The organism is Rhodospirillaceae bacterium, assembly GCA_002746255.1.
Classification (GTDB): domain Bacteria; phylum Pseudomonadota; class Alphaproteobacteria.
The window spans coordinates 40,302-65,747 of record NVWO01000004.1 but is presented as its reverse complement, the minus strand read 5'-3'; the positions used below and the strand labels follow the sequence as shown (position 1 = coordinate 65,747).

The 25,446-nt window shown below is 55.9% G+C and carries 23 protein-coding genes; all 23 read right to left on the bottom strand.

All coding sequences use genetic code 11. The features are described 5' to 3' along the window. Positions 1 to 178 precede the first annotated feature (178 nt). Positions 179 to 3,643 carry a DNA polymerase III subunit alpha gene (locus tag COA65_04040; protein PCJ60398.1) on the bottom strand — a complete coding sequence of 1,155 codons (3,465 nt, stop codon included), beginning with the start codon at positions 3,641 to 3,643 and terminating at the stop codon, positions 179 to 181. Positions 3,644 to 3,755: 112 nt separating this feature from the next. Next, on the bottom strand, positions 3,756 to 4,436 hold the full coding sequence (locus COA65_04035; protein ID PCJ60397.1) for an ABC transporter: 681 nt from the start codon (positions 4,434 to 4,436) through the stop codon (positions 3,756 to 3,758). Continuing rightward, on the bottom strand, positions 4,429 to 5,673 hold the full coding sequence (locus COA65_04030; GenBank protein PCJ60396.1) for a lipoprotein-releasing system transmembrane subunit LolC: 1,245 nt from the start codon (positions 5,671 to 5,673) through the stop codon (positions 4,429 to 4,431). Before COA65_04030 ends, COA65_04035 begins: the two co-directional genes overlap by 8 nt. 2 nt (positions 5,674 to 5,675) lie before the next feature. Next, positions 5,676 to 6,953: a proline--tRNA ligase gene (locus COA65_04025; GenBank protein PCJ60395.1), complete on the bottom strand. Its 1,278-nt coding sequence runs from the start codon at positions 6,951 to 6,953 to the stop codon at positions 5,676 to 5,678. Positions 6,954 to 7,062: 109 nt separating this feature from the next. Then, complete coding sequence (locus COA65_04020) at positions 7,063 to 7,539, bottom strand: hypothetical protein (protein PCJ60394.1); 477 nt, start codon at positions 7,537 to 7,539, stop codon at positions 7,063 to 7,065. A 236-nt stretch (positions 7,540 to 7,775) separates the two neighbouring features. Then, a complete protein-coding gene (locus COA65_04015) occupies positions 7,776 to 8,324 on the bottom strand; it encodes a DNA-3-methyladenine glycosylase (protein PCJ60393.1) in 549 nt (182 codons plus the stop codon). A gap of 1 nt (position 8,325) precedes the next feature. Continuing rightward, positions 8,326 to 8,565: a hypothetical protein gene (locus tag COA65_04010; GenBank protein PCJ60392.1), complete on the bottom strand. Its 240-nt coding sequence runs from the start codon at positions 8,563 to 8,565 to the stop codon at positions 8,326 to 8,328. Between the two features lies 1 nt (position 8,566). Next, positions 8,567 to 8,971: a methylmalonyl-CoA epimerase gene (mce, locus tag COA65_04005; GenBank protein ID PCJ60391.1), complete on the bottom strand. Its 405-nt coding sequence runs from the start codon at positions 8,969 to 8,971 to the stop codon at positions 8,567 to 8,569. A 45-nt stretch (positions 8,972 to 9,016) separates the two neighbouring features. Next, positions 9,017 to 10,696, bottom strand: coding sequence for an MBL fold hydrolase (locus COA65_04000; protein PCJ60390.1), 1,680 nt, complete (start codon positions 10,694 to 10,696; stop codon positions 9,017 to 9,019). 12 nt (positions 10,697 to 10,708) lie between these two features. After that, positions 10,709 to 11,479 (bottom strand): pantothenate kinase, encoded by a 771-nt coding sequence (locus COA65_03995; GenBank protein PCJ60389.1) that lies wholly within the window; start codon positions 11,477 to 11,479, stop codon positions 10,709 to 10,711. Next, positions 11,480 to 12,256 carry a biotin--[acetyl-CoA-carboxylase] ligase gene (locus COA65_03990; protein PCJ60388.1) on the bottom strand — a complete coding sequence of 259 codons (777 nt, stop codon included), beginning with the start codon at positions 12,254 to 12,256 and terminating at the stop codon, positions 11,480 to 11,482. Next, positions 12,253 to 13,710, bottom strand: coding sequence for an NADH-quinone oxidoreductase subunit NuoN (locus COA65_03985; protein PCJ60387.1), 1,458 nt, complete (start codon positions 13,708 to 13,710; stop codon positions 12,253 to 12,255). Before COA65_03985 ends, COA65_03990 begins: the two co-directional genes overlap by 4 nt. A gap of 19 nt (positions 13,711 to 13,729) precedes the next feature. Then, positions 13,730 to 15,244, bottom strand: coding sequence for an NADH-quinone oxidoreductase subunit M (locus tag COA65_03980; protein PCJ60386.1), 1,515 nt, complete (start codon positions 15,242 to 15,244; stop codon positions 13,730 to 13,732). A 3-nt stretch (positions 15,245 to 15,247) separates the two neighbouring features. Next, a complete protein-coding gene (locus tag COA65_03975) occupies positions 15,248 to 17,179 on the bottom strand; it encodes an NADH-quinone oxidoreductase subunit L (protein ID PCJ60385.1) in 1,932 nt (643 codons plus the stop codon). Positions 17,180 to 17,186: 7 nt separating this feature from the next. Further along, on the bottom strand, positions 17,187 to 17,495 hold the full coding sequence (locus COA65_03970; GenBank protein PCJ60470.1) for an NADH-quinone oxidoreductase subunit NuoK: 309 nt from the start codon (positions 17,493 to 17,495) through the stop codon (positions 17,187 to 17,189). Between the two features lie 2 nt (positions 17,496 to 17,497). Then, a complete protein-coding gene (locus tag COA65_03965; GenBank protein PCJ60384.1) occupies positions 17,498 to 18,103 on the bottom strand; it encodes an NADH:ubiquinone oxidoreductase subunit J in 606 nt (201 codons plus the stop codon). Between the two features lie 21 nt (positions 18,104 to 18,124). Then, on the bottom strand, positions 18,125 to 18,613 hold the full coding sequence (locus COA65_03960) for an NADH-quinone oxidoreductase subunit NuoI (protein ID PCJ60469.1): 489 nt from the start codon (positions 18,611 to 18,613) through the stop codon (positions 18,125 to 18,127). Positions 18,614 to 18,627: 14 nt separating this feature from the next. Then, positions 18,628 to 19,638, bottom strand: a complete 1,011-nt coding sequence (locus tag COA65_03955; GenBank protein PCJ60383.1) for an NADH-quinone oxidoreductase subunit NuoH — start codon at positions 19,636 to 19,638, stop codon at positions 18,628 to 18,630. Beyond that, a complete protein-coding gene (locus COA65_03950) occupies positions 19,631 to 21,694 on the bottom strand; it encodes an NADH-quinone oxidoreductase subunit G (protein PCJ60382.1) in 2,064 nt (687 codons plus the stop codon). Before COA65_03950 ends, COA65_03955 begins: the two co-directional genes overlap by 8 nt. A gap of 9 nt (positions 21,695 to 21,703) precedes the next feature. Continuing rightward, complete coding sequence (locus COA65_03945) at positions 21,704 to 22,993, bottom strand: NADH-quinone oxidoreductase subunit F (protein ID PCJ60381.1); 1,290 nt, start codon at positions 22,991 to 22,993, stop codon at positions 21,704 to 21,706. Beyond that, positions 22,993 to 23,631: an NADH-quinone oxidoreductase subunit NuoE gene (locus tag COA65_03940; protein PCJ60380.1), complete on the bottom strand. Its 639-nt coding sequence runs from the start codon at positions 23,629 to 23,631 to the stop codon at positions 22,993 to 22,995. Before COA65_03940 ends, COA65_03945 begins: the two co-directional genes overlap by 1 nt. Beyond that, the gene (locus COA65_03935) at positions 23,628 to 24,806 is read right to left on the bottom strand and encodes an NADH-quinone oxidoreductase subunit D (GenBank protein ID PCJ60379.1); all 1,179 of its coding nucleotides are present in this window, start codon (positions 24,804 to 24,806) and stop codon (positions 23,628 to 23,630) included. Before COA65_03935 ends, COA65_03940 begins: the two co-directional genes overlap by 4 nt. Next, positions 24,806 to 25,429, bottom strand: a complete 624-nt coding sequence (locus tag COA65_03930) for an NADH-quinone oxidoreductase subunit C (protein PCJ60378.1) — start codon at positions 25,427 to 25,429, stop codon at positions 24,806 to 24,808. The genes COA65_03935 and COA65_03930 overlap by 1 nt, the downstream gene beginning before the upstream one ends. Positions 25,430 to 25,446 lie beyond the last annotated feature (17 nt).

The window sequence follows — 25,446 nt, the reverse complement described above, 5'->3', positions numbered from 1 at the left end:
AAACATTCGGTGCCACCTGGCCCCGAACACCGGATCGGCCTTGTCGAGACGAAGCCATCATGGCCAACGTCCCGGGACCGCATCCCGCGTGCGAAGTTGTAATTGGCAGCTACATAGCCGTCCCTACCCTAATTTTCAAGCAAAAATGTTGGAAACAGGGGCTTTTAGAAGAAAGTGCCTAGCTTTCTCGAACCTCGACAATGCCCGGAAGGCGCCGGATCGCTTCGCGGGTCCTCACTGTGAGGGCGAAGTGACCCGGAATCCGCATCTCAACCTCGGTTTCATCGCCAAGCGGAAAGACCAGCAAAACAACACCCCGGCCAGACTTCTCATTTAAAATCAATTCATTAAGCCCATCCAGGGGGCTGGAATCGCGCAGGAAAATCGCGATCTTGCCGCCGGTGACGGTGGCCACTTTGTCCAACGCCTCGATTTTTTGAGCGGCCAGGCGAATGGTCTCCCCCTCCATCTTGGCGTCCACCGTAATCAGAAGCGGCATGCCGGATTCGAGAAGCTCGCCCGCATTTACCAGCAAGTCCGAAAAAATAAGAATTTCATAAGCACCGCTCGAATCCGATAGCTGCACGAAAGCAAAGCGATTTCCCTTGGCAGAAGTGCGTTCCTGCTTGCCAATCACCGTTCCCGCGAGCAGCACACGCACCACCGTGCCATTCGCCAAACGGTCGGAAAGATCGATTGCTGCGACCACCTGCAACCGTTCCAACACACGCGCATACGCATCCAGAGGATGTGCCGAAAGGTAAAAGCCGACGGCAGCGTACTCTCGGCGTAGGCGCTCCATCATTTCCCATTCCGTGACGTTGGGAAGGAAATTGGGGGGCGCTTCCTTGCTCTCCTGGAAAAGACTCGTTTGCCGGCTGACGCGCGCCTGTTGGATAGCGTTTGCATAGCCCGTCAATGACTCGATGCCGGCAAAAACCTGGGCCCGGTTCTCACACAGCGCATCGAAAGCCCCAGCCTGGACCAGGCTTTCAAACTGACGTTTGTGCATCATGCGTGGGTCCAGCCGGGAAGCGAAATCATAAATATCCCGGAAAGGCCCGTTTTTGGTGCGCTCACCGACAAGATGCTCCATGGCCTGGGCACCGACATTTTTCAACGCCGCCAGCGCATAGCGGATTGCAGCGTCCCCCGCTTCTGTCGTTTCGACCACAAAAGCTGCCTCGGAACGATTAACGTCGGGCGGTAGCAACGCAATATCGAGATGCGTCAGCTCCTGCCAAAGCCCACTTAGTTTGTCCGTGTTGTTCATGTCAAACGACATCAGCGCCGCCATAAACTCAACGGGGTAATTCGCCTTTAGATACGCTGTTTGATAAGCGACGAACGCATAAGCCGCCGCATGCGACTTGTTAAAGCCATAGCCGGCAAATTTATCTACATGAACAAAAATATCGGCAGCCTTCTTCTCCGCAACGCCCTTCGCCACCGCGCCATCGATGAAATGCTGCCGTTGGGCTTTCATCTCGGCCTTGATTTTCTTCCCCATGGCCCGGCGCAAAATATCGGCAGAGCCCAAGGTGAAGCCCGAAAGCACCTGGGCAATCTGCATCACCTGTTCCTGATAAATAATGACACCAAAGGTCTCTTTCAGGATGCCTTCAAGAAGCGGGTGCAGGTAATCCGGCTTCTCGCGTCCGTGCTTACAGGAAATGTAACGGGGGATGTTGTCCATCGGGCCGGGACGATAAAGCGCGACAAGCGCAATAATGTCCTCGAAGCAGTCCGGCTGCATGCGCTTGAGCACGTCCCGCATACCCGAACTTTCCAACTGGAATACACCAATCGTGTCACCAACAGCAAACATCTCGTAGGTTTTTTTATCGTCAAGCGGCACCAGGGAGATATCAATCTCCACATCCCGTTTTTTCAGAAGCTCCAGCGTGCGCGCGATAACGGTCAGAGTCTTCAGGCCAAGAAAATCGAATTTTACAAGCCCCGCCTTTTCGACATATTTCATCGAAAACTGCGTCACCGGCATATCGGAACGAGGATCCCGATAAAGGGGAATGAGCTCGACTAGCGGACGGTCGGCGATGACAACGCCCGCAGCATGGGTCGAAGCATGGCGGTAAAGCCCTTCCAGCTTCATGGCGATATCAAGCAAACGCGCGGTTGTGGGGTCCTCATCGCGCAACGCCTTCAGGCGGGGCTCCCCTTTAATCGCTTCTTTGAGATGGACCGGGTTGGCCGGGTTGAAAGGCACCAGTTTACAAAGCCGGTCCACCTGCCCATACGGCATGCCAAGCGCACGCCCAACGTCACGCAGCGCGGCCCGCGCCTGCAAGGTTCCGAACGTGATGATTTGAGCTACGCGGTCATATCCGTATTTTTTTTGAACATAGGAAATCACCTCGTCGCGCCGCTCCTGACAGAAATCGATGTCAAAGTCAGGCATCGAGATGCGTTCCGGGTTCAGAAATCGCTCGAAAAGCAGCCCAAAGCGCAGCGGGTCAATGTCCGTGATCGTAAGAGACCATGCAACGACAGACCCCGCCCCGGACCCACGCCCCGGCCCCACCGGGATGCCTTCGCGTTTCGCCCATTGGATAAAATCGGCAACGATAAGGAAATAGCCGGGATAACCCATCCGGTTAATAACATCGAGTTCGTAATCAAGACGTTCCCGGTAACGCTTAGCCAGATACGCTTTCTCTTCCGCGTCCATTTCCGGCGTCAAAACCTGGGTAGCAAGCCGCGTTTCCAATCCGGCCTCGGCCTGCGTGCGCAGCGCCTCCGTCTCGCTTTCTTCAGACGACGTCGGAAAGGCCGGCAGGAAAGGCGACCGCGCCTCCAGCAAAAAGGCACACCGTCTGGCGATGACCAGGGTGTTGTCGACCGCTTCGGGAAGGTCTGCGAAAAGAGTCCGCATTTCGTCGGCGGATTTGAAACGATGCTCGGGCGTTACTCTGCGGCGGTTGGCATTCGAAACCTGAACGCCTTCGGCCACGCAGAGAAGCGTGTCATGGGCCTCAAACATGGTTTTGTCCGAAAAAAAGACCTCGTTTGTTGCCACCAGAGGAAGATCGTGCCGATAGGCAAGGTCAAGAAAACCGGCTTCCGTCGCGTCTTCTTCCACCATGCCGTGACGCTGAATTTCGATATAAAGCCGAGATGGAAAAATTTTTGCCAGGCGAAGCAAGAGTGCTTCTGCTGCCGTCTCCTGGCCATCGAGAAGAAGACGCCCAAGGGCACCTTTCGAACCACCGGTAAGGGCGATTAACCCCTCGCTTGTGGCTTCAAGATCTTCAAGTGTCACACAGGGGGCCGTCTCAGACGCTGATTGAAGATACGCCCCGCTTACCAGCTGCATCAGGCTGCGATAGCCCGCCTTGCTTTGCACAAGAAGAACGATGCTGTCACGCGCCTGCCCATGTTTTTCTGAACCCTTCTCCGTTTCATCGGCCAGGGAAATTTGGCAGCCGAGAATCGGCTGGATACCCGATTCCGCAGCGGTGGTCGCAAATTCAAGGGCCCCAAAAAGGTTGTTCGTATCCGTAACGGCGACGGCAGGCATCCGTTCATCGCGGCAACGCTTGACAAGCGCTGGAATTTTAAGCGCGCCTTCGAGAAGCGAATAGGCGCTATGAACGCGCAGATGAACGAAGCTGGCAATTGGCATAAATTTTTATCCGGCGAAGAAGTCTTCGTGAAGAATTCCATAGACGACCGCGTTTGTCAGCGCCTCAAGAAAAAGAATGCCGAGTTATCCACAGAAAATTGTTCCAATTGCGTCAATTTCCAACAATGCCGCCATCCTGAATGGAAAGCGTGCGGTCCATGCGCCCAGCCAGTTCCAGATTATGGGTCGCCACCAGCGCCGCCAGACCCGTCTTGCGAGCAAGAGCGACGATTTCTTCGAAAACCGCATCCGCCGTCTTCTGATCAAGATTTCCGGTCGGCTCATCCGCCAACAGAATGGCCGGACGATTGGCCACGGCACGGGCAATAGCAACGCGTTGCTGCTCGCCGCCGGAAAGTTCGGACGGACGGTGCGTAACGCGCGCGCCAAGGCCAAGGGTTTCAAGAAGTTCCATCGCCTGATCCATTGCTGTTTGACGGTGAACGCCGGCAATCATCTGCGGCAAGGCGACGTTTTCAAGTGCCGAAAATTCCGGAAGCAAATGATGAAATTGATAAACAAACCCAACATCCCGACGCCTGGCTTCCGTCCGGGCTGAATCGGAAAGGCGGCCGCAGGCCCGTCCCTTTATCCACACCTCGCCGGCATTGGGCCGTTCGAGAAGCCCGGCAATGTGCAAAAGCGTCGATTTCCCCGCACCAGAAGGTCCAAGAAGCGCGACGATCTCACCCGGCTTCACGTCCAGGGACATGTCGCAAAGCACATCGAGGCGCACGCCCCCCTGAACGTAGCTTCGCATGACAGCATCCAGACGAAGGACCGCCTCACTCATAGCGAAGCGCCTCAATCGGGTCCAGCCGCGCCGCCCGCCAGGATGGATAGAGCGTCGCCAAAACTGAAAGGCCTAGCCCCATCAACAGGATGGCCATCACCTCCATCCAATCAATTTTTACGGGCAAATGCGCAAGAAAATAAATTTCGGCGGCGAACAGATCGGTCCCGGTAAGCCCCTCCAGCCAAACACGGATCGTTTCGATGTTCAGCGTGAAGGCAAGCCCCAGGGCAAAGCCAAGAAGTGTCCCCGTCACCCCAACCCCGGCACCGCAAAGAAAGAATATCCGCATAATCATGCCACGCGTCGCCCCCATCGTACGCAGGATCGCGATGTCCTGGCCCTTGTCCTTCACCAGCATGATCAGACTGGAAATGATGTTAAAGGCGGCGACCACAACGATAAGGGTCAGAATGAGAAACATGACATTCCGTTCAACCTGAATGGCATTAAAGAAGCTGGCATTTGCCTGCTGCCAATTGTAGATGCGCTTGCCCTCGCCCGCCGCCTCGACAATGCGACGGCCAATAGCATCAACCTGGTCCGGATCGGTGAGCATGACCTCGATGCCGGACACCTTGTTTTTTAAGCGGAAAAACAGCTGCGCGGCTTCAAGCGGCATGAAGATAAAGGCGCTGTCATATTCGAACATGCCAACTTCGAAGGTTGCACCAAGAATATAGCTGCGTGTGCGCGGCACGGTGCCGAAAACAGTCGTGTTCCCTTGTGGGGAAATCAGGGTGAGGCTATCGCCAACGTTCAAACCCATCCTGTCGGCCAGGCGTTTGCCTAGAACGATCGTGTCGCCATCGCCATAGGAATCAAAACTTCCCTCCTGAATGTTCTCGGCCACAATCTTTCGGGCAAGCAGGTCATTACGCCTAAGCCCATGGACCATGGCACCACGGGCAACGCCGTTCGCCGTAACCATGACCTGGCCTTCGATCAGTGGTGCCGCCATTTCGACACCCTCGACGGTGAGCAGCTTGTCTTTCAACGCGTCGAAATCGTCTAACGGCGTCCCCATGCCATAAACGCTGAGATGCCCGTTCAGCCCCAGAATCCGGGTCAGCAATTCTTCGCGAAACCCTCCCATAACGGACATCACGACAATCAACGTCGCCACGCCCAGGGCGATGCCCAGCAACGAAAACCCGGCAATGATCGAAATAAACCCTTCTTTGCGTCGTGCCCGCAAATAACGTCCGGCCACCATCCGTTCAAAGGGAGAGAACATCCTCAACCCACGAGCTGCGCAAGCGCCGCATCAATGGAAAGTTCTTCGCTTTCGCCACTGTCGCGGCGCTTGAGTTCTACAACCCCGGCGGCAATCCCGCGCGGCCCTACGACGAGTTGCCAGGGAAGACCGATAAGCTCCATCGTCGCGAATTTTACGCCGGGTCTTTCTTTACGGTCGTCATAAAGAACCTCGACACCGGCGTTCCGAAGTTTTTCATAAATCCCATCCGCCGCAGACGTACATGCCTCATCCCCGACCCGTAAGTTCACAAGGCCGACATTGAATGGGGCCACCGCTTCCGGCCAAACGATCCCCTTTTCATCATGACATGCCTCGATGATGGCGCCGACCAGTCGCGAAACACCAATGCCGTAGGAACCCATTTCAACGACGATTTCTTCGCCATTTGCTCCGGTCACGGTCGCATTCATCGCCTTGGAATATTTCGTGCCGAAATAAAAGATATGGCCGACCTCGATGCCACGCGCTTCGCGCAGGCGATCGCGCGGCACATCACACGCCGCCGGGTTGTGTTTTTCCTCGGCACAGGCGTAAAGCGCGCGCGCGCCTTCAATGTCACCGGCATCGATGGCATCCAGCGCGACGTCATAGAAAATCTTGCTCTCGCCCGTCTCTGCCAAAACATGGAATTCCTGGCTTAAACTGCCGCCGATGGCACCCGGATCGGCGCGCACGGCAATTGCCTGAAGCCCCATTCTGGCGAATGTCCGCAAATAGGTGGCGTGCATATTTTCATAGGATCGCTTCGCACCTTCAAAATCACAATCGAAGGAATAATTGTCCTTCATCAGAAATTCGCGGCCACGCATGATGCCAAAGCGTGGGCGCACTTCGTCGCGGAATTTCCATTGAATCTGATAAAGGTTCTTCGGCAGATCGCGATAACTTTTGACGTGGTGCCGGAAAATCTCCGTAATCATTTCCTCGTTCGTCGGCCCATAGAGCATCTCGCGCCCATGACGATCTGAGAAACGCAGCATTTCCTTGCCGTAATCGTCGTAACGGCCACTTTCCCGCCACAGCTCCGCCGGTTGCACCGTCGGCATCAGAACCTCCTGACACCCGGCCCGGTCCTGTTCTTCCCGCACGATTTGTTCAACTTTTTTGAGAACCCGCAGGCCAAGAGGAAGCCAGGCATAGATCCCGGCGCTCGTCTGGCGAACCAGGCCGGCCCGAAGGCTAAGCCGGTGTGAAACCACCTGCGCCTCGGCGGGCGTCTCTTTCAGGGTCGGAAGAAAATAGCGGGATAAATGCATGCGTACCTGTACAAAAATCAAACGACAGCGATGGATATGCAGGACATTTCCTGACCATGGCCGCCGCAGAAAACCTTAGGCAAAGGACGCACCTATTGCAATGAAAGGTCTACTTTCCCTGGGCCAGTTTGCTGCAAATTTCCGCCAGTTTGTTAATCGATTCGGTAACCAGAGGCTGACCATTGAAATAGGCCTTATCCCCTTCGATGGTAATCGTGCCGATAGTGGCTTCCGGTTGGTACAAATCCGGCGTCACTGGAATATTAAAGCGCTTGTCCAGGCGGACCGTGATATCGACGGTAAAATTATTCGGCGGCACAATCGAATGGCTGCCCCCAGTCTCGGCAGGCGTGACTGCGCGACCGCGAACGTCCACCCCGGGCTTATAGGCCACATCCGCCGACGGCACATGCTTGGTGAGTTTCAGGCAATCCGCCTGGCTGACCGTGACCGTCCGCCCACCCAGGCTATGGGTTTCTTCGGCAGCCCGGGCGGCGAAGGACAGGCCAAAAAACGCCAGCCCAGCCAGAGCCACAAACAAAATAGCCGCGCCGTCACTAAAAGAGGATTTCCGCACGCCTTCCATGGCAAATCTTTTCCAATCCTCAGGGTTCCTGAAAATTATACCTGATTTAAAAGAAAAATGGCCGCGACGGGAAAGTCGCGGCCACAGTTCAGGGAGGAAACGTCCAGAAGATAAGCCAGCCAGCCCATGCGTCTTTTGAAACAAGTACCGTCAAGCCACCTCATGGAAGCCCTTATTCTGCAATCCAATAATTAAAAAAGGGTTAAACCATCCAAAGGTCCTACATACTTTCGCACTTAACCGGCATGCCACCGTGTCCATGGGGGCTTCTTTTCCAGAACAAGCCGATAAACTGGACAGGACAGGTCATGCGCGCCAGGCAGATAGCCAGTGCCGGTCAAGAATTCATTGACGATTTCCTTGCCGGTAAAGACGAAAGTCTTACGAAAAATTCCTATCCACTCTCCCAGGGATTGCGAACCTTGGGAATCAAGCCAGACCGCGAATGTGCCATTTGCCTTGCGTAGCACCTGAAGACGGCGGGCGTTTTCGATCGCCGCCTCGATCTTTCGCCGATTGCGGATAATGCCGGCATCGCCCATAAGCCGGTCAATGTCGTCCGAGGCAAATCCGGCCACCCGATCAATGTCAAAGCCCCGATAGGCATTCTGAAAGGCTTCGCGTTTCTTTAAAACCGTTAGCCAGGAAAGGCCCGCCTGATTGATCTCAAGGCAGAGGCGCTCGAAAAAAGCCGCATCTTCCCCTAACGGGAAGCCATGTTCGCAGTCATGGAAAGGGCCATGGACGGGATGGTCCTTCGCAATTTCGCAATAGCTTGCCGCCATCTCAATCCGGTGGGCGGAAGGACAGAAGATCGGCTTCGATCAAAAAATGAATAAGCAGCCAAAAAGCAGCCGCAATTGCCGTCGTCGCACCGAGTTTCTTCCACATATGCGGCTTGTCCGGTGCGCCCGACATATGGCCCTTCTCAAGAACGTCCGGCGGACGCACGCCCCATGGAAGCACCATGAAAAGCACCAGCCACCAGACAATCGCATAGACAAAAAAACCGCTCAACCACGTCATTTTATGCCTCTTCGAGTTCGACCAACGTGCCGCAAAAATCTTTTGGATGCAAAAAGAGGGTGGGTTTCCCATGTGCCCCGACCTTTGGTTCGCCATCGCCGAGGACGCGCGCGCCCTCCGCCTTCAGGCGATCGCGGGCGGCCAGGATATCCTCGACCTCATAACACAGATGGTGAATGCCGCCGGCTGGATTGCGTTCAAGGAAACTCGCCACCGGCGAATTCGCACCCAGGGGATGCAGAAGCTCAATGTCGGTGTTCGAAAGCCGAACAAAAACGGTCGTAACCCCGTTTGCCGGCATGTCCTTGGGCTCGGAGACCGTAGCCCCCAGCATCTCCCGGTACAGCCTGGAGGCAGCCTCCAGATCGGGGACAACAATCGCCACATGGTTCAGCTTTTCGATCATGTTATTCTTTACCTTCTGTTTGGCCTTTTCTTCAGCAAAGCCATTCTAGCGCAAAGCTTCGTCAAGGCGCATCAGATGAACTTCGACTTTCGATTTTTTGCCACTGATATCCCGAAGGTAGCGCCTTGCTGCCAGAAAGACCGTGCGCGTAAGCAGTTCCTCGTCCCCTCGCTCCGCCTTCGAAAGCGCGTCCAGAGCCTCACCCACGCGAATTCCCGCCTCTTTTAGCATTTCTGCGTCGGTTTCCTGGTCCAGAAGCCCCGGTGCCGTGACCATCGGCGCCGAGATCAGGGCCCCGCTCCGATCCAGCACCACAGTCGCCACAATCAGGCCATCGAGATACATCGCCTCTCGAGATTTTATTGTCGCGGTCCGGAGAAAAACCAGTCGTTTGCCGTCAAGCCCAAGGCGGCCTGTCGGTACCGTATCGACAATTTCAGCACTCTCCGCCGTAATTTTCAAAAGCCCGCCATTTTCCACATAGCATGCTTTTCGCACCTGACAGGATTCGGCAAGTTCAACATGGGCTTTCAGATGACGCGCTTCCCCATGCATCGGAATGGCGAAGCGCGGCCGCACCCACCCATACATTTCCCGAAGCTCGTCACGCGCCGGGTGGCCGGAAACGTGCACATCGTGATCCTCTGCCGTTACGACCTCGACCCCATTGCGAACCAATTCGTTCTGAAGGCTGGCGATAGCCTTCTCGTTTCCCGGAATAACTCGCGAGGAGAAGATAACGGCGTCGCCCGCCTCAAGGCAGATATGCCGATGCCCGCCTCTCACGATCCGGGAGAGGGCGGCGCGCGGCTCCCCTTGAGAGCCGGTGCAGATAATCACGACTTGATCCTTCGGCATGTGGGCCGCAGCTTCATCGTCAAGAAAGGGCGGCAAGTCCTCAAACAGGCCCGTTTCACGCGCAATATCGTTCACCCGCCAAAGCGAGCGGCCAGCAAGCGCCACAGCGCGGCCATTTGCCTTTGCTGCGGCACATATCGATTTCAGACGCGCCAGATTCGTTGCAAAACACGCAACAGCGACGCGATTGGAAAAAGATCCGATCAATTCCGAAAGCTGCCCTACAAGTTCTCCTTCCGACCCGGACGTACCTTCGACGAAGACGTTCGTCGAATCGTTCGTCATCGCAAGCACCCCCTCCTCTCCCAAAAGCCGCAAGGCGGTTTCGTCCGTCGGTGCGCCGATCAAAGGGTCCGGATCCAGCTTCCAATCGCCACTGTGCAAAACGAGGCCGAGGGGGGTGCGGATGGCGAGCGCGTTCGGCTCGGGGATCGAGTGGGTCAGGGTCACGTAGGTCACATCGAAGGGAGGCAGGACCACGTTTCCGTTCAGAGAAATTTCGTGAAGCGGCACCTCGCCTTCAAGGCCCGCCTCGGCAAGCTTGCGGCGGAGCAAGGCCGCCGTAAAGGGCGTCGCATAAACCGGACAGCGCAGCCTTGGCCACAAATAGGCGACAGCCCCCAAATGATCTTCATGGCCATGGGTCAGCACCAGTCCAACCAGGTCGTCCACATGTTCTTCGATAAAGGATAAATCCGGCATCACAACATCGATCCCCGGCGTACCGTCCTCGCCGAAGGTTACGCCAAGATCGACCATCAGCCATTTGCCGCCATAGCCATAGAGATAGCAGTTCATGCCGATCTCACCGGCACCGCCAAGGGGCAAATAGAAAAGCGCGTCTGTTTTTTTATTTTTAAAGGGCATAGGAAAACTCGATCAATGGCGGTTTTGTTGATAGAYCAACGCTAATCCCCGCAGGGTAAGGTCTGGTACATGATGTGCAATGCAATCCGTCGCGCCGGAAAACAGCGCGGCCAGACCACCGGTCGCCACCACCGTCATCGGTTTGCCGAATTCTTTCGCCATGCGGGCGATCATGCCTTCGATTAACGCGACATATCCCCAATAGACCCCCGATTGCATCGCGTGCACCGTCGTCTTGCCGATGACATTCCMAGGATTGCAAATGGCGATGCGCGGAAGTTTTGCCGCCGTTAGATGTAACGCGTCAAGGGAAAGGTTGATGCCCGGCGCGATGGCACCGCCACAATAGGTACCGTCCGCATCCACAATATCAAAGGTGGTTGCCGTGCCAAAATCGATGACGATCAAGGCCCCTTCAAAAAGCCGATGCGCGGCCACGGCGTTGACAAGACGGTCGGCGCCGACTTCCTCCGGCCGGTCCACCTGCACCCCTAACCCAGGATCGGTGTTCTCTTCGCCCACGACCATCGGCTGGCAGGCAAAATAATCCTGGCAAAGTTTCTTCAGGTGAAAAAGCGCCTCCGGCACCACCGAAGCGATGATTGCCGCGTCCACATTATCTGGCTGCAATTGCACCGTCGCCATCAATTGCGTTAACCACACGGCATATTCGTCGGACGTTCGCATCGAATTTGTCGAGCTGCGCCATTCGCCGACGATTTTTTCGCCGTCGAGAATCGCAAAAACGATATTTGTATTGCCGGAATCGATTGCCAGCAGCATTTAGTGGTTCCTCAAAACGACCGTCGGGAACACATCCCCCGCCGTCACCTGAAATGGGGCCGTCTCCCCCGCCTTTAAAACAAGAAGCGTCCCGTCTTCATCCAGGCCCGTAAAAACGCCTTCGATGGTTTCCCGTTGCAGGCGCACGCGTATCGGCGCGCCAAGGCCGACCGCACGGTCAAGCCACGCTTCGCGAATGGGCCCGAATCCGTCCTTCTGCCATGTGTTGTACCAAAAGATGAAGGCCCGACCGAAAGCTTCCGCCAATTCCGCAATTTCCGCCGGTTTTCCGCCAATTTCACGAAGCGAAATCGCCGGCCATTCGACATCTTCCGGGTATGAATCGACGTTAAGGCCAACCCCAAGAACCAGCCATTCAAGCGCCGCGCCCTTGCCCATCTTCGATTCAGCCAGGATACCGGCAAGTTTCCGGCCATCAACCAGCACATCGTTCGGCCATTTGTGTTGAAGCCGCTTTTCTTCGGAAAAATATTCGCCAAGGAACCCGCTCACCGCAAGAGCCGCTACAAATGCGATCTGGGTTGCCTTTTTTGCCTCGCACTCCGGTCGCAAAATGAGCGAGGCATATAAATTTCCCGGCTCCGATATCCATTTTCGTCCGCGCCGGCCACGTCCCGCCGTCTGCTCCGTCGCCCAAAGCAACGTTCCGTGCGCGGCCCCCGCTTCGGCGCGCCGGCAGCCTTCGCGATTCGTACTATCGGTGCAACCAAGCGCAATGACGGGGATGTCTTCGAAGTTCGGTAATTTCTGCGTCATCCAGCAAAGAGCGCAGCAGCGGCCACGGCGGCAACGTCCAGAATTGGGCCTGGATACGCGAAGAAAAACAGCGTTATCACTGCCGTTCCACTCAGAATCAATAGCATTTCACGACCAATGGAGCGGTCCAGACCCTCCAACGGTTCCTCGAAATACATGACGCGAACGATCCGCAAGTAATAATAAGCGCCAACCACGCTTGCGAGCACGCCGATAACGGCGAGCGTGTAAAGCTCGGCCTCAATCGCGGCAAGAAAGACATAAAGCTTGCCGAAGAAGCCTGCCAGAGGTGGAATCCCCGCCATCGAAAACATGAAAATTGCCATCGCCAGCGCCAAGCCTGGATTCGTCTTTGCAAGGCCTGCCAAATCCGAAATTTCTTCCGTTATACGCCCCTTCTTGCGCATGCAGAGAATGCAACAGAAGGTGCCAACGCTCATAAAGAGATAGATGGCCATATAGACCAGAACGCCACGAATGCCAGCCTCCGTACCTGCGGCAAGACCAAGAAGCGCAAAACCCACATGCCCGATCGAACTGTAGGCCATCAGGCGTTTGATGTTCGTCTGGTTGATTGCTGAAAAAGCACCCAGCACCATCGACGCGATGGAAACGACAATAATAATCTGCTGCCATTGCAAAATCAGCGACTCGAAAGGCCCGGTCAGCACGCGCAGGAGAAGACCAATGGCGGCAATTTTCGGTGCCACCGAGAAGAAGGCCGTAACTGGCGTGGGCGCGCCTTCATAAACGTCCGGCGTCCACATATGGAAGGGCACGGCGGAAATCTTGAATGCCAGTCCCGCCAGCAGAAAAACAATGCCAACGATGACGCCAAGCGACGGCGCGGCGCCGTTTGTATCAATCAGCTGCGCGGCAAGAACATCGAAATTCGTCGTGCCGGTGAAGCCATAGATCATGGAGGCACCGTAAAGCAGCATGCCGGAAGCAAGCGCGCCAAGGATGAAATATTTCAGCCCCGCCTCCGTGGAACGAAGCGAATCCCGGCGGATGGCAGCAAGGACGTAAAGAGAGAGGCTTTGCAGCTCAAGCCCCATGTAAAGGGAAAGCAGATCGTTCGCCGACAGCATCATCAGCATGCCGACGGCGGCAAACAGGACCAGAACCGGATATTCGAAACGGGCGAAGCCTTCCCGCTCGTTGTAGTTATGCGCCATGACAAGGGTGAGTGCAGTCCCGAGAAGCACCATGGTTTTCATAAAGGCCGAAAAGCTATCCGAAATATAAAGACCGCCGAAGGCCGTTGCCCGGTCCCCCATCGTGTAAGGCACCAGCACCAGCGCCACCACAAGCGCCAGCACGGCTGCAATCAGAATGCCGCCCGTCGAGGCCTGTTTCTGAAAAACGCCGACCATCAAAAGCGTCATCGCCGCGCAGGCGAGAAAAATTTCAGGCAGCGCCAGGAAAAGATCCGGGTAGAGATTGGCTAGCATTCTTTTTTCGCTTTCCTGATCACTGGGCGGCCATGTTCATGTTTTCCGCCGCGATGCGTGCAAGCTCATAGCGCTCGACCAGCTGGCCGACCGATTCATGCAACACGTCAAGGAACGGCCCCGGATAAATGCCCATCCAGAAGACCAGCACAATCAAAGGCGCAAAGATGAGAATTTCGCGTGGGCTTAAATCCAGAATGTTCTTCAGCGCGGCCTTCGTAAGGGTGCCAAAAATAACCCGGCGGTAAAGCCAGAGCATATAGGCCGCACCCAGAATAACCCCAATTGCCGCCAAGAACGCCACCCAGGTGTTCACCTGAAAGACGCCAAGCAACACCAGGAATTCGCCAACGAAACCGCTGGTCCCCGGCAGTCCCACCGACGCCATCATGAACACCATGAAAACAAAGGCGTAGACCGGCATGCGATGAACAAGCCCGCCATAGGTCGCAATTTCGCGGCTGTGCATCCGGTCATAGACAACGCCGACGCAAAGGAAAAGGGCTGCTGAAACAAAGCCGTGGCTGAGCATGACAAGGATCGCCCCTTCAACGCTTTGCAGATTTCCAGCAAAGATGCCGATGGTGACAAAGCCCATATGCGCGACGGAGGAATAGGCGATCAGTTTCTTCATATCCTCCTGGGCCAGGGCAACCAGAGACGTGTAGATGATTGCAATGATGCTCAGGCTGTAAATCAGCGGCGTGAAATAAACCGACGCTTCGGGCAACAACGGAAGCGAAAACCGCAAGAAGCCATAAGCCCCCATCTTCAGGAGAACGCCAGCAAGAATAACCGAACCGGCGGTCGGCGCTTCGACATGAGCGTCTGGAAGCCATGTGTGCACCGGCCACATCGGGACCTTGACGGCAAAGGACGCAAAAAATGCCAGCCACAGCCAATATTGCAGCTCCACTGGAATGCGCGTGGTCATCAAGGTCGGGATATCGAACGTGCCTGCGTAAAAGTAGATCGTAAGAATGGCCAGCAGCATCAGGACGGAGCCGGCAAGCGTGTACAGGAAAAATTTGAACGCCGCATAAATTCGTCTTTTTCCACCCCACACGCCGATGATGAAAAACATCGGAATGAGCACGCCCTCGAARAAAAGGTAGAAAAGAACAAAATCAAGCGCGCTGAACATGCCGACCATGAAGGTCTCAAGCACCAGAAAGGCGATCATGTATTCCTTGACGTGCTTCTGGATCGTTTCCCAACTRGCCAGCACGCAAATCGGCGTTAACAGCGTGGACAGCAGCACGAACAGGACGGAAATTCCGTCCACCCCCAAATGGTAATTAATCTCAAAGGCCGGAATCCAGGAAAGCTTCTCTTCAAACTGGAAGTCGGCAGTTGTGGTGTCAAAATTTGTCCATAGCAGGATGGAAAGCGCGAAAGTCGCCAGCGATGTCCACAGCGCGACATTGCGGATGTTGCGATTTTGCGTCTCGCCCTCTCCACGGATCATCAGAATGAATCCGACGCCGACAAGCGGCAGGAAGATGACGAGACTTAGAAGCGGCCAATCCAGCATGGGTCAGCCTGCCTTCCCGATAAAGAGCCACGTGATCACCCCAGCCACGCCGATCAGCATGGCAAAGGCATAATGGTAGACATAGCCGGTCTGAAGCCGCCCGGCGCGGCGTGCCAGATGGAGCGTCACTGCCACCACCCCGTCCGGACCCACGCCATCGATTAATGCGCCGTCCCCCTGTTTCCAGAGGCTGCGGCCAAGGCGTTTTGCAGGCTTCACGAGCAACCAGTCATAAAGCTCGTCGAAATACCATTTGTTCAGCAGGAAGCGATAAAGCCCTTGGGCACGCCCCGCCAAAAGACCCGGAAGTTTCGGCACCAGCATGTAGAAGAGATAGGCCAACGCAATGCCGATAATCCCCAGATAAATCGGCAGTTGCTTCACCCAGCCCGGCACGTGATGGGCATCTGTAATTGCCGAATGCTCCGGCAACACGAGAATGGCACCACGCCAGAAGGCCTCCATGCCATGGCCGACAAAATATTCATACCCGACATAGCCGGAAAAAATCGCACCCAGCGCCAGCACAAGCAGCGGCATGGTCATGCTTTTCGGCGATTCATGGACATGAGCCAGCACATCGGCGTCCGCCCGTGATTTGCCGTGGAACGTCATCAAAATCAGCCGCCAGGAATAGAACGCCGTCATCAGCGCCGCCGCCGCCCCCATCCAGAAGGCATAATTCCCAAAGGGCGTATTGGCGGCGTAAGCGGATTCAAGGATCATATCCTTCGAATAATAGCCCGCGAAAAAGGGCACCCCGGCAAGCGCAAGACTTCCAATCCACATCAACGCATAGGTCAGGGGTATTTTCTTCCAGACCCCCCCCATCTTGCGCATGTCCTGTTCGCCGGAAAACGCGTGAATGACGGAACCGGCAGCAAGGAACAGAAGCGCTTTGAAAAAAGCGTGGGTCATCAGATGGAAGATCGAGGCCGCGTAAGCCGAAACGCCAGCGGCAAAAAACATGTAGCCGAGCTGACTGCAGGTCGAATAGGCAATCACGCGCTTGATATCGTTTTGAACGAGGCCGACGGTCGCCGCGAAGATCGCCGTGGACGCGCCGACAATGGCCACAACATTCAGGGCCACGGGCGCATATTCGAAGACCGGCGAGAGCCGCACCACCATGAAGACGCCTGCTGTTACCATGGTCGCCGCATGAATAAGCGCTGAGACGGGCGTTGGCCCCTCCATCGCGTCCGGCAGCCACGTATGAAGCCCCAATTGGGCGGATTTGCCCATGGCACCGACGAACAGCAACAGGCAAAGCACCGTCAGCGCGTCAAGATCAAGGCCAAGGAAGTGAAGCGTCGTCCCAGCCACTGCGGGCGCCGCGGCAAAGATGACATCGAACAGCACCGAATCGAACAGAAAGAAGATTCCGAAAATTCCAAGCCCGAAACCAAAATCCCCCACCCGGTTTACCAGAAAGGCCTTGATCGCGGCCGCGTTCGCCGCCGGCCTGTCGTACCAGAAACCAATCAGAAGGTAAGAAGCCAACCCAACGCCTTCCCAGCCAAAATAAAGCTGAACAAGGTCGTTCGCCGTCACCAGCATCAACATGAAAAAGGTGAACAGGCTTAAATACGCCATAAAGCGGGGCACGGAGGAATCGCCATGCATGTAGCCAATGGAATAGATATGCACGATTGCCGAAACGATCGTCACAACCAACACCATTACGGCGGTCAGCGTGTCGAATTTCAGGGACCAGGAAATTTCAAGCGCACCCGACTCAATCCAGGAAAGGACATGGATAACCTGGCTATGTCCCTGCAAGGCAACGTCATTGAAGATCGGGACCGCAAGCACCGCCGCCGTCACCATCATCCCGCAGGAAACAAGCTGACTGCCACGGTCGCCAAGCCAGCGGCCAAAGAAGCCGACAATGATGGCACTTAAAAGCGGAAGAAAGATGGCGGCCGAATGCATGCTTCGTCTAGCCCTTCATCAAATCAATGTCTTCAACCGCGATCGATCCGCGGTTGCGGAAATAAACGATAATGATGGCCAGTCCCACTGCGGCTTCCGCCGCCGCCACCGTCAACACGAACATCGTGAAAATCTGGCCTACCATGTCCTGAAGGTAGGCGGAGAACGAAACCAAATTAATGTTAACCGCAAGCAGCATCAGCTCGATCGACATCAGGATGACAATGACGTTCTTACGGTTCAGAAAGATGCCGACAATCCCAAGGGTAAACAGGATCGCGGCAACCGTCAGATAATGCCCAAGACCAATCGTCAGCATCAGACGCCACCTCCGGGGGAAACCTTGCGAATGGCGACCGCCTCTTCCCGCGTGCGCGCAACCTGATCGCTGGGACGCTGCTTGCGAACGCCCGTCCGGGTGCGAAGCACCAGTACGATTGCACCAATCATCGCCACCAGAAGGACGATGCCGGCCACCTGAAAAAGATAGAGGTAATGCGTATAAAGAAGCTCGCCGATGGCTTCCGTGTTCGTTCGCTCGGCAAGTTGTGGCGTCGGCATGGCGCCGCTCATTTCCGGGCCGAGAACCCAGCTTCCGCCAACAAGCACGAGTTCCGCCAACAGCACGAGACCGATCAAACCGCCAATCGGTAGATATTGCAAAAACCCCTGACGAAGCTCGACGAAATTGATGTCGAGCATCATGACAACGAACAGGAACAAGACCGCGATCGCGCCGACATAGACGACAACCAGGACCATCGCCAGAAATTCCGCACCCAGAAGCACAAACAGCCCGGCCGCGTTGAAAAAGGCGAGAATCAGGAACAACACGGAATGCACCGGGTTGCGGGCTGAAATCACCATAACGCCAGCACCAACGGCGGTGGCGGCAAAGACATAGAAGATAAGCGCTTGAAGCATCGTTTTCTCTTTGTCCGTTTCCTAGCGGTAAGGCGCGTCCGCCGTCAGCCGTTCGGCAAGTTCATCTTCCCAGCGGTCCCCGTTCGCAAGCAGCTTCGCCTTGTCATAAAGAAGTTCAGCGTGGGTTTCCGTCGCAAATTCGTAATTCGGCCCCTCGACAATCGCATCCACCGGGCAGGCCTCTTCGCAAAACCCGCAATAGATGCACTTTGTCATGTCAATATCGTAACGCGTTGTCCGTCGGCTTCCGTCGTCGCGGGGCTCCGCCTCAATCGTGATTGCCTGGGCGGGACAGATCGCCTCACAAAGCTTGCAGGCAATGCACCGTTCCTCGCCGTTCGGGTAACGCCGCAACGCGTGCTCGCCTCGAAAGCGGGGGGAAAGCGGGCCTCTCTCATAAGGGTAGTTGATCGTCACATTCCGCCGGAACATGTAACGCAGCGTAAGGGCAAGCCCCGCGATCAGTTCACCAAGGAACAACGCGCGCGCCGCTTTATCAAGCCTGGCCATGGTCCCACCCTGCTTCACTTCGGCACCCATCCAAATATCTGCAACGCGCTCGCCGTCACGACAACCCAGGCAAGTGAAAAGGGAAGGAAAACTTTCCAGCCAAGGCGCATCAACTGGTCATAACGATAACGCGGAAAAGTTGCACGAACCCACAAGAAACAGAAAAGCACCAAAGAAACTTTGAGCCCAAACCAGATCGGTCCCGGAATCCAGTTGAACGGCGCAACATCGACCGGCGGCAACCACCCGCCCAGGAACAGCACCGTTGTGATGGCGCTCATCAAAATCATGTTGGCATATTCGCCAAGAAAGAAGAGCGCGAAAGCCATCGACGAATATTCAACATTGTAGCCCGACACCAATTCGGATTCCGCTTCCGGAAGGTCAAAAGGCAACCGGTTCGTCTCGGCCAGAGCCGAAACAAAAAAGATGACAAACATCGGCAACAGCGGAATGACAAACCAGATTTTCTTCTGGGCCAGCACGATGTCCGAAAGGTTCAGCGAGCCTACGCAAAGCAGCACCGTAATCAGGACAAAGCCGATGGAGACTTCGTAGGACACCATCTGCGCCGCAGACCGCAGCGCCCCCAGGAATGCGTATTTCGAATTGCTCGCCCAGCCGGACATGATGATGCCATACACGCCGAGAGACGAAATCGCGAAAAGGTACAGAATCCCGACATTTATATTGGAAAGCACGATGCCTTCGCCGAAGGGAATGACGGCCCAGGCGACGAGGCTCAAAAGGAAGGTCAGCATCGGCGCCATCAGGAAGACGACCTTGTTCGCCCGCGTCGGCAGAATCATTTCCTTGAACAGCAGCTTCAGCCCGTCTGCAATCGGCTGCAAAAGCCCGAAAGGTCCAACCACGTTCGGGCCTTTGCGAAGCTGCATGGCTGCGATGACCTTCCGCTCCGCATAAGTCAGATAGGCAACCGCCCCCAACAGGGGAAGAATGATCGCAAGAATCTTTGCGACGATAATAGCCCCCGGCCACAGATAAACGTCCCAAAGTTCAACCATCGGTGCCGGTCTTTGCTTTCAAGGGGTAAACAAACGCTTCCGTACAGGCCGCCATGGTCGGTGAAACGCGACCAATGGGGTCCGTCATATAAAAATTGTCGAGCGGATAGACAAAGGCCGCCTTGGCCAACGCGCCCGGCGTGCCGAATTTGCTCCAGGGGGCAGGCGTTACGCTGTCCTCTCCCTCAAAGATGGGGTTGGCCGCAACCAGGCGTTCGCGAATTTTGGCCAGACTGTCATAGGGAAGGGTTTTTCCAAGAACGGCAGAAAGGGCGCGAAGGATGGCCCAGTCTTCGCGTGCCTCGCCCGGCGGGAAAATGGCAAGATGTGTCCGCTGGACCCTGCCTTCCAGATTGACATAGGTGGCATTTTTTTCCGTATAGGCGGCTCCGGGAAGCAGAACGTCGGCCCGGTGGGCACCGGCATCGCCATGATGGCCCTGATAGATGACAAAGGCATCCCCCAGGCTCGCCATGTCGATCTCATCGGCACCAAGAAGATAGACCGCCTGAATGTCCCCTTTGCCAGCGCCTTTGCAAATGCCGGCAACATCGCACCCGCCTTCACCTGGAACAAAGCCAAGGTCGAGGCCGCCAACTCGCGAGGCGGCAAGAGGCAGAAAATTAAATCCGTTCCATCCCTCGCCCACCATGCCGGTCGTCTCGGCAATTTGATGCGCCAGCGCCAAAATGGCCTCGCCATCGGCACGCATTAGCGCCCCCTCGCCAAGAATAAGCATTGGCCGTTCCGCCGCCGCCAGGGTCTTCGAAAAATCATGGGTGCCATCGGCAATCGCGGCAAGCACGTCGGGGCTATCGCCCAATTGCGCGACCGGATAGGTCAGATCCAGCACCGGCCCAACGGCAGCAACGGAAAAGCCCCCCATGAGGTGGCGCTTGCGAAGCCGTGTGTTCACCAGGGCCGCTTCCCATCGTGGGTTCGTGCCGATAAGAAGGCAGGCGTCGGCGTCTTCGATGCCGACAATCGTCGTATTGAAACGATAGCTTGCAGGGGCACCCCCCGCGATCCGGGCGCCGTTCTGGCGACAATCGAGATGGGGGCTGCCCAACGCCTGCATCAGATCCTTTAGCGCCAGCATTGATTCGCAATCGGCAAGATCGCCGGCAATGGCCGCCACCTTGTTTGCGGGAATCCCATCCAGCTTTGCAGCAATTGCCGCGAAGGCTTCCTCCCACGAAGCCGGGCACAGCTTGCCGTTCTTGCGCACATAAGGGCGATCCAGCCGTTGACGTTTCAGCCCATCGCAGGCAAAGCGCGTCTTGTCGTTGATCCATTCCTCGTTCACATCTTCGTTCAGCCTGGGCAGGATGCGCATCACTTCCCCGCCCCTGGCATCGATACGAATGGCGCTGCCCACCGCATCGAGAACGTCGATTGATTCGGTCTTGCGAAGTTCCCAGGACCGCGCCGTAAACGCATATGGCTTTGACGTCAGCGCGCCGACGGGACACAGATCAATAAGATTGCCGGACATTTCCGTATTGATCGCCTGCTCGACATAGGTGCCGACTTCCATGTTTTCGCCGCGCCCGGTAGCGCCCAACACGGGAACGCCTGCAACTTCCTCGGCAAAGCGAATGCAGCGCGTGCAATGGATGCAACGCGTCATGATCGTCTTGACAAGAGGGCCGAATTCCTTGTCCGCAACCGCCCGCTTGTTTTCTTGAAAGCGGGTGCGATCAAACCCATAGGCCATTGCCTGATCCTGGAGGTCGCATTCGCCACCCTGATCGCAGATCGGACAATCCAGCGGATGGTTGATAAGAAGAAATTCCATCACGCCTTTGCGCGCCTTCTCGACCAAAGGCGTGTTCGTATGAACCACCATGCCATCGGCAACCGGCATCGCACAGGAAGCGACCGGTTTTGGCGCGCGCTCCATCTCGACAAGGCACATGCGGCAATTGCCAGCGATCGAAAGCCGTTCGTGATAGCAGAAGCGGGGAATTTCAATGCCCGCCTGCTCACATGCCTGAAGGACCGTTAACCCGGGTGCGACTTCGATTTCCTGGCCGTTAATTGTCAGCTTCGGCATATTTCGTTCCTACGCGGCCTCTGTATCGCCGCCAACCTGGCGTTCAAGAATACGACGTTCAAGTTCGGGGCGAAAATGGCGGATCAAACCTTGAATGGGCCAGGCCGCCGCATCGCCAAGCGCACAGATTGTGTGGCCTTCTATTTCACGGCTTACCTCGTCCAGCAGGCCGATTTCATCAACATGGGCCTCACCCGTGACGAGGCGTTCCATCACGCGCCACATCCAACCGGTACCCTCGCGGCATGGCGTGCACTGGCCGCAGCTTTCATGTTTGTAGAATTGTGCAAGCCTGGCAATCGCTCTCACAATGTCCGTCGATTTGTCCATAACGATGATCGCGGCGGTGCCCAGACCCGACTGCACTTCTTTCAGACTGTCAAAATCCATCCGCACGGTGTCGCAAATCGGCTTTGGCAACAATGGCACGGAAGATCCACCCGGAATAATAGCCAGCAGATTGTTCCAGCCGCCACGGACGCCGCCAGCATGTTTTTCAATCAGCTCCCGAAGCGGTATCCCCATCTCTTCCTCAACGAGGCAGGCTTCGTTGACATGGCCCGAAATGCAGAAAAGTTTCGTGCCGGCGTTGTTCGGGCGGCCAAGGCCCGCGAACCATTCCGGCCCGCGGCGCAGAATTTCAGGAACAACGGCGATCGTCTCGACATTGTTTACCGTTGTCGGACAACCATAAAGGCCCACATTCGCCGGAAAGGGTGGCTTCAGGCGCGGCTGGCCCTTGCGCCCTTCAAGGCTTTCCAGCAGGGCGGTTTCTTCGCCGCAGATATAGGCGCCGGCCCCACGGTGAATAAAAATATCAAAATCCCAGCCGGACTTGCAGGCATTCCTGCCGATGAGGCCCGCCTCATAGGCTTCGTCGATCGCCGTTTGCAGGTTTTCCGCCTCGCGGAAAAACTCGCCACGAATGTAGATGTAGCAACAATGCGACCCCATCGCGAAGCCGGCGATCAGACACCCCTCCAGCAGCTTATGAGGGTCGTTGCGCATGATGTCGCGATCCTTGCACGTGCCCGGCTCGCCTTCATCGGCATTGACGACGAGGTAATGGGGTCGATCCCCCACCTCCTTCGGCATGAAAGACCATTTCAACCCGGCACTGAACCCCGCGCCACCGCGACCGCGCAAGCCGGAATTCTTCATTTCCTCAATGATCGTTTCGCGGCCTTTTTCCAGAATCGCCTTCGTGTTCTGCCAATCGCCGCGCTGACGCGCGCCGTTCAGACCAAAAGCCTCAATCCCATAGAGGTTTGTAAAAATACGGTCTTCGTCACGCAGCATCAGACGTTTTCCTTTTCAGAAACGGTCGTGCCGGAAGCGGTCGTAAGAAGCGTCTTTGGCCCCGATTGCGGCGCACCGCAACGACGCCCGGTTTGCGAACCAGGTGTTGGCTTTTCGCCACGCTGCAACAGCTCCAAAATCTTCTTCATGCCTTCAGGGTCCAAATCTTCGTAATAATCATCACCAATCTGGATCATCGGCGCGTTCACACATGCGCCAAGACATTCGGCCTCGGCAACGGTGAATTTTCCATCTTCCGTCGTCTCACCTGGGCCGATTCCAAGGGTTTCCTTGCACGCGCGAACAATGTCGCCGGATCCGCGCAACCAGCAGGGCGTTGTCGTGCAGATCTGGATAAAATGTTCGCCAACCGGTTTCAGATTGAACATCGTGTAGAAGGTGGCAACTTCATAGACCCGGATCGGCGGCATGGAAAGAAATTCGGCGACGTGATCCATCGCAGCGCGGGGAAGCCAGCCGCCGGATTGGCGTTGGGCAAGGTCCAGCAAGGGAAGCACAGCACTTGCCTGACGTTCTTCCGGATATTTTGCGAGGATCCTCTCAACCTTCGTCTGATTGGGCCCCGAGAAAACAAACGCGCCCGGATCGACGGGCGTTTTTTTCGAAGGGCCGCTCATCGATCCACCTCACCGAAAACAATATCCAGACTGCCGATAATCGCGCTGACATCGGCCAGCATGTGCCCCCGGCTCATCATGTCGAGTCCCTGCATATGAGCAAAACCCGGCGCACGTATCTTGCAGCGATAGGGCTTGTTTGTCCCATCCGATACGAGATAAACGCCAAATTCGCCTTTCGGTGCCTCAACGGCGGTATAGGTTTCGCCTGCTGGCACGTGATAGCCCTCGGTATAAAGCTTGAAGTGGTGGATGAGCGCTTCCATCGAGCGTTTCATCTCGCCGCGCGATGGCGGACTAACCTTCGCGCTGGTATCGCGAACGGCACCTGCCGGCATTTTTTCAAGACATTGCGTCATAATACGAAGGCTTTGGCGCATTTCCTCGACCCGCAGAAGATAGCGGCTGTAGCAGTCTCCCTTCAGGCCAACCGGCACATCGAAATCCATCTCGGCGTAAACGTCGTAAGGCTGTGCCTTGCGCAGATCCCAGGCAATGTTCGACCCGCGCAGCATCGGACCGGTAAAGCCCCAGTCCATTGCCTCCGCTGCTGTCACCACGCCAATGTCAACCGTCCGCTGTTTGAAAATACGGTTCTCGGTCAACAGCGATTCGATGTCGTCGATTACTTTCGGAAAACGCTCTATGAATTCATGGATATCTTCCGCCAGGCCCGCAGGCATATCACGGCCAACGCCGCCCGGACGGAAATAGGCCGCGTGCAGCCTGGCGCCGGAGACGCGCTCGTAGAATTCCATCAAAATTTCACGCTCTTCGAATCCCCACAAGACCGGCGTCATTGCGCCCACGTCGAGCGCCATCGTGGTGATGTTGAGCAGGTGATTAAGGATGCGCGTGATTTCGCTGAACAGGACACGGATGTACTGACCACGTAGCGGCACGTCAAGATCTAGAAGCTTTTCCACAGCAAGCGCGAAGGCATGCTCCTGACACATCGGCGATACGTAATCGAGACGGTCAAAATAAGGAACGGCCTGTAAATAGGATTTATGTTCGATCAGTTTTTCGGTGCCACGGTGCAACAACCCGATATGCGGGTCCGCGCGATCCACAATTTCGCCATCCAGTTCAAGCACAAGGCGAAGCACCCCATGCGCTGCCGGATGCTGAGGCCCAAAATTAATCGTATAGTTTTGAATCCGCGCTTCCGCCATCAGCTGCGTTTCCCGCCCTCTTGACCGTCCGCTTTTTCATCGCCCGGAAGCAAAATTTCTGTTCCTTCCCACGGACTCATGAAATCGAAAGACCGAAATTCCTGTGTCAGCTTGACTGGCTCATAGACAACGCGCTTCTGCGCCTCGTCGTAACGCAGTTCGACGAATCCGGTGAGCGGAAAATCCTTGCGCAGCGGATGGCCTTCGAAGCCATAATCCGTAAGAATTCGGCGAAGGTCCGGATGTTCGGAGAAAAAGATACCGTAAAGATCCCAAGCCTCACGCTCCCACCAATTCGCCGCGCTGTACACACCGACGACCGACGGAATGGTTTCGTCCTCGCCCACAGAAGCTTTCACGCGAATTCGCTGATTCTGTTCCAGGCTCAAAAGGTTGTAGACGACCTCAAAACGCTTTTCACGTTCCGGATAATCAACGCCGCAAACATCTACTAAAATACTGAATTGGCAATTCGCATTGTCTCGAAGAAAGCCCAAGATCTTTACAATGGACTGGGCCGGCACCACGATCATCAGTTCGCCATGCGCGATCTGGGTTTCGATCACCTGATCCGGCAACGCGGCCTGGATCATATCGCTGAGTTCCTTGAGTGCTTCGTCCATGTTCTACAAATCAGGCC

Bases quoted from the DNA above. Each gene is read 5' to 3' on its own strand.
- COA65_03955 (PCJ60383.1), bottom strand. From the start codon at position 19,638: ATGGTTGAACTTTGGGACGTTTATCTGTGGCCGGGGGCTATTATCGTC.
- COA65_03960 (PCJ60469.1), bottom strand. From the start codon at position 18,613: ATGGCCAGGCTTGATAAAGCGGCGCGCGCGTTGTTCCTTGGTGAACTG.
- COA65_04010 (PCJ60392.1), bottom strand. From the start codon at position 8,565: ATGACGTGGTTGAGCGGTTTTTTTGTCTATGCGATTGTCTGGTGGCTG.
- mce (PCJ60391.1), bottom strand. From the start codon at position 8,971: ATGATCGAAAAGCTGAACCATGTGGCGATTGTTGTCCCCGATCTGGAG.
- COA65_04020 (PCJ60394.1), bottom strand. From the start codon at position 7,539: ATGGAAGGCGTGCGGAAATCCTCTTTTAGTGACGGCGCGGCTATTTTG.
- COA65_04040 (PCJ60398.1), bottom strand. From the start codon at position 3,643: ATGCCAATTGCCAGCTTCGTTCATCTGCGCGTTCATAGCGCCTATTCG.
- COA65_04000 (PCJ60390.1), bottom strand. From the start codon at position 10,696: ATGCCCTTTAAAAATAAAAAAACAGACGCGCTTTTCTATTTGCCCCTT.
- COA65_03935 (PCJ60379.1), bottom strand. From the start codon at position 24,806: ATGGCGGAAGCGCGGATTCAAAACTATACGATTAATTTTGGGCCTCAG.
- COA65_03940 (PCJ60380.1), bottom strand. From the start codon at position 23,631: ATGAGCGGCCCTTCGAAAAAAACGCCCGTCGATCCGGGCGCGTTTGTT.
- COA65_03945 (PCJ60381.1), bottom strand. From the start codon at position 22,993: ATGCTGCGTGACGAAGACCGTATTTTTACAAACCTCTATGGGATTGAG.
- COA65_03930 (PCJ60378.1), bottom strand. From the start codon at position 25,429: ATGGACGAAGCACTCAAGGAACTCAGCGATATGATCCAGGCCGCGTTG.
- COA65_03990 (PCJ60388.1), bottom strand. From the start codon at position 12,256: ATGACGCAGAAATTACCGAACTTCGAAGACATCCCCGTCATTGCGCTT.
- COA65_03965 (PCJ60384.1), bottom strand. From the start codon at position 18,103: ATGCTTCAAGCGCTTATCTTCTATGTCTTTGCCGCCACCGCCGTTGGT.
- COA65_03985 (PCJ60387.1), bottom strand. From the start codon at position 13,710: ATGCTAGCCAATCTCTACCCGGATCTTTTCCTGGCGCTGCCTGAAATT.
- COA65_04030 (PCJ60396.1), bottom strand. From the start codon at position 5,673: ATGTTCTCTCCCTTTGAACGGATGGTGGCCGGACGTTATTTGCGGGCA.
- COA65_04035 (PCJ60397.1), bottom strand. From the start codon at position 4,436: ATGAGTGAGGCGGTCCTTCGTCTGGATGCTGTCATGCGAAGCTACGTT.
- COA65_03950 (PCJ60382.1), bottom strand. From the start codon at position 21,694: ATGCCGAAGCTGACAATTAACGGCCAGGAAATCGAAGTCGCACCCGGG.
- COA65_04015 (PCJ60393.1), bottom strand. From the start codon at position 8,324: ATGGCGGCAAGCTATTGCGAAATTGCGAAGGACCATCCCGTCCATGGC.
- COA65_03975 (PCJ60385.1), bottom strand. From the start codon at position 17,179: ATGCATTCGGCCGCCATCTTTCTTCCGCTTTTAAGTGCCATCATTGTC.
- COA65_04025 (PCJ60395.1), bottom strand. From the start codon at position 6,953: ATGCATTTATCCCGCTATTTTCTTCCGACCCTGAAAGAGACGCCCGCC.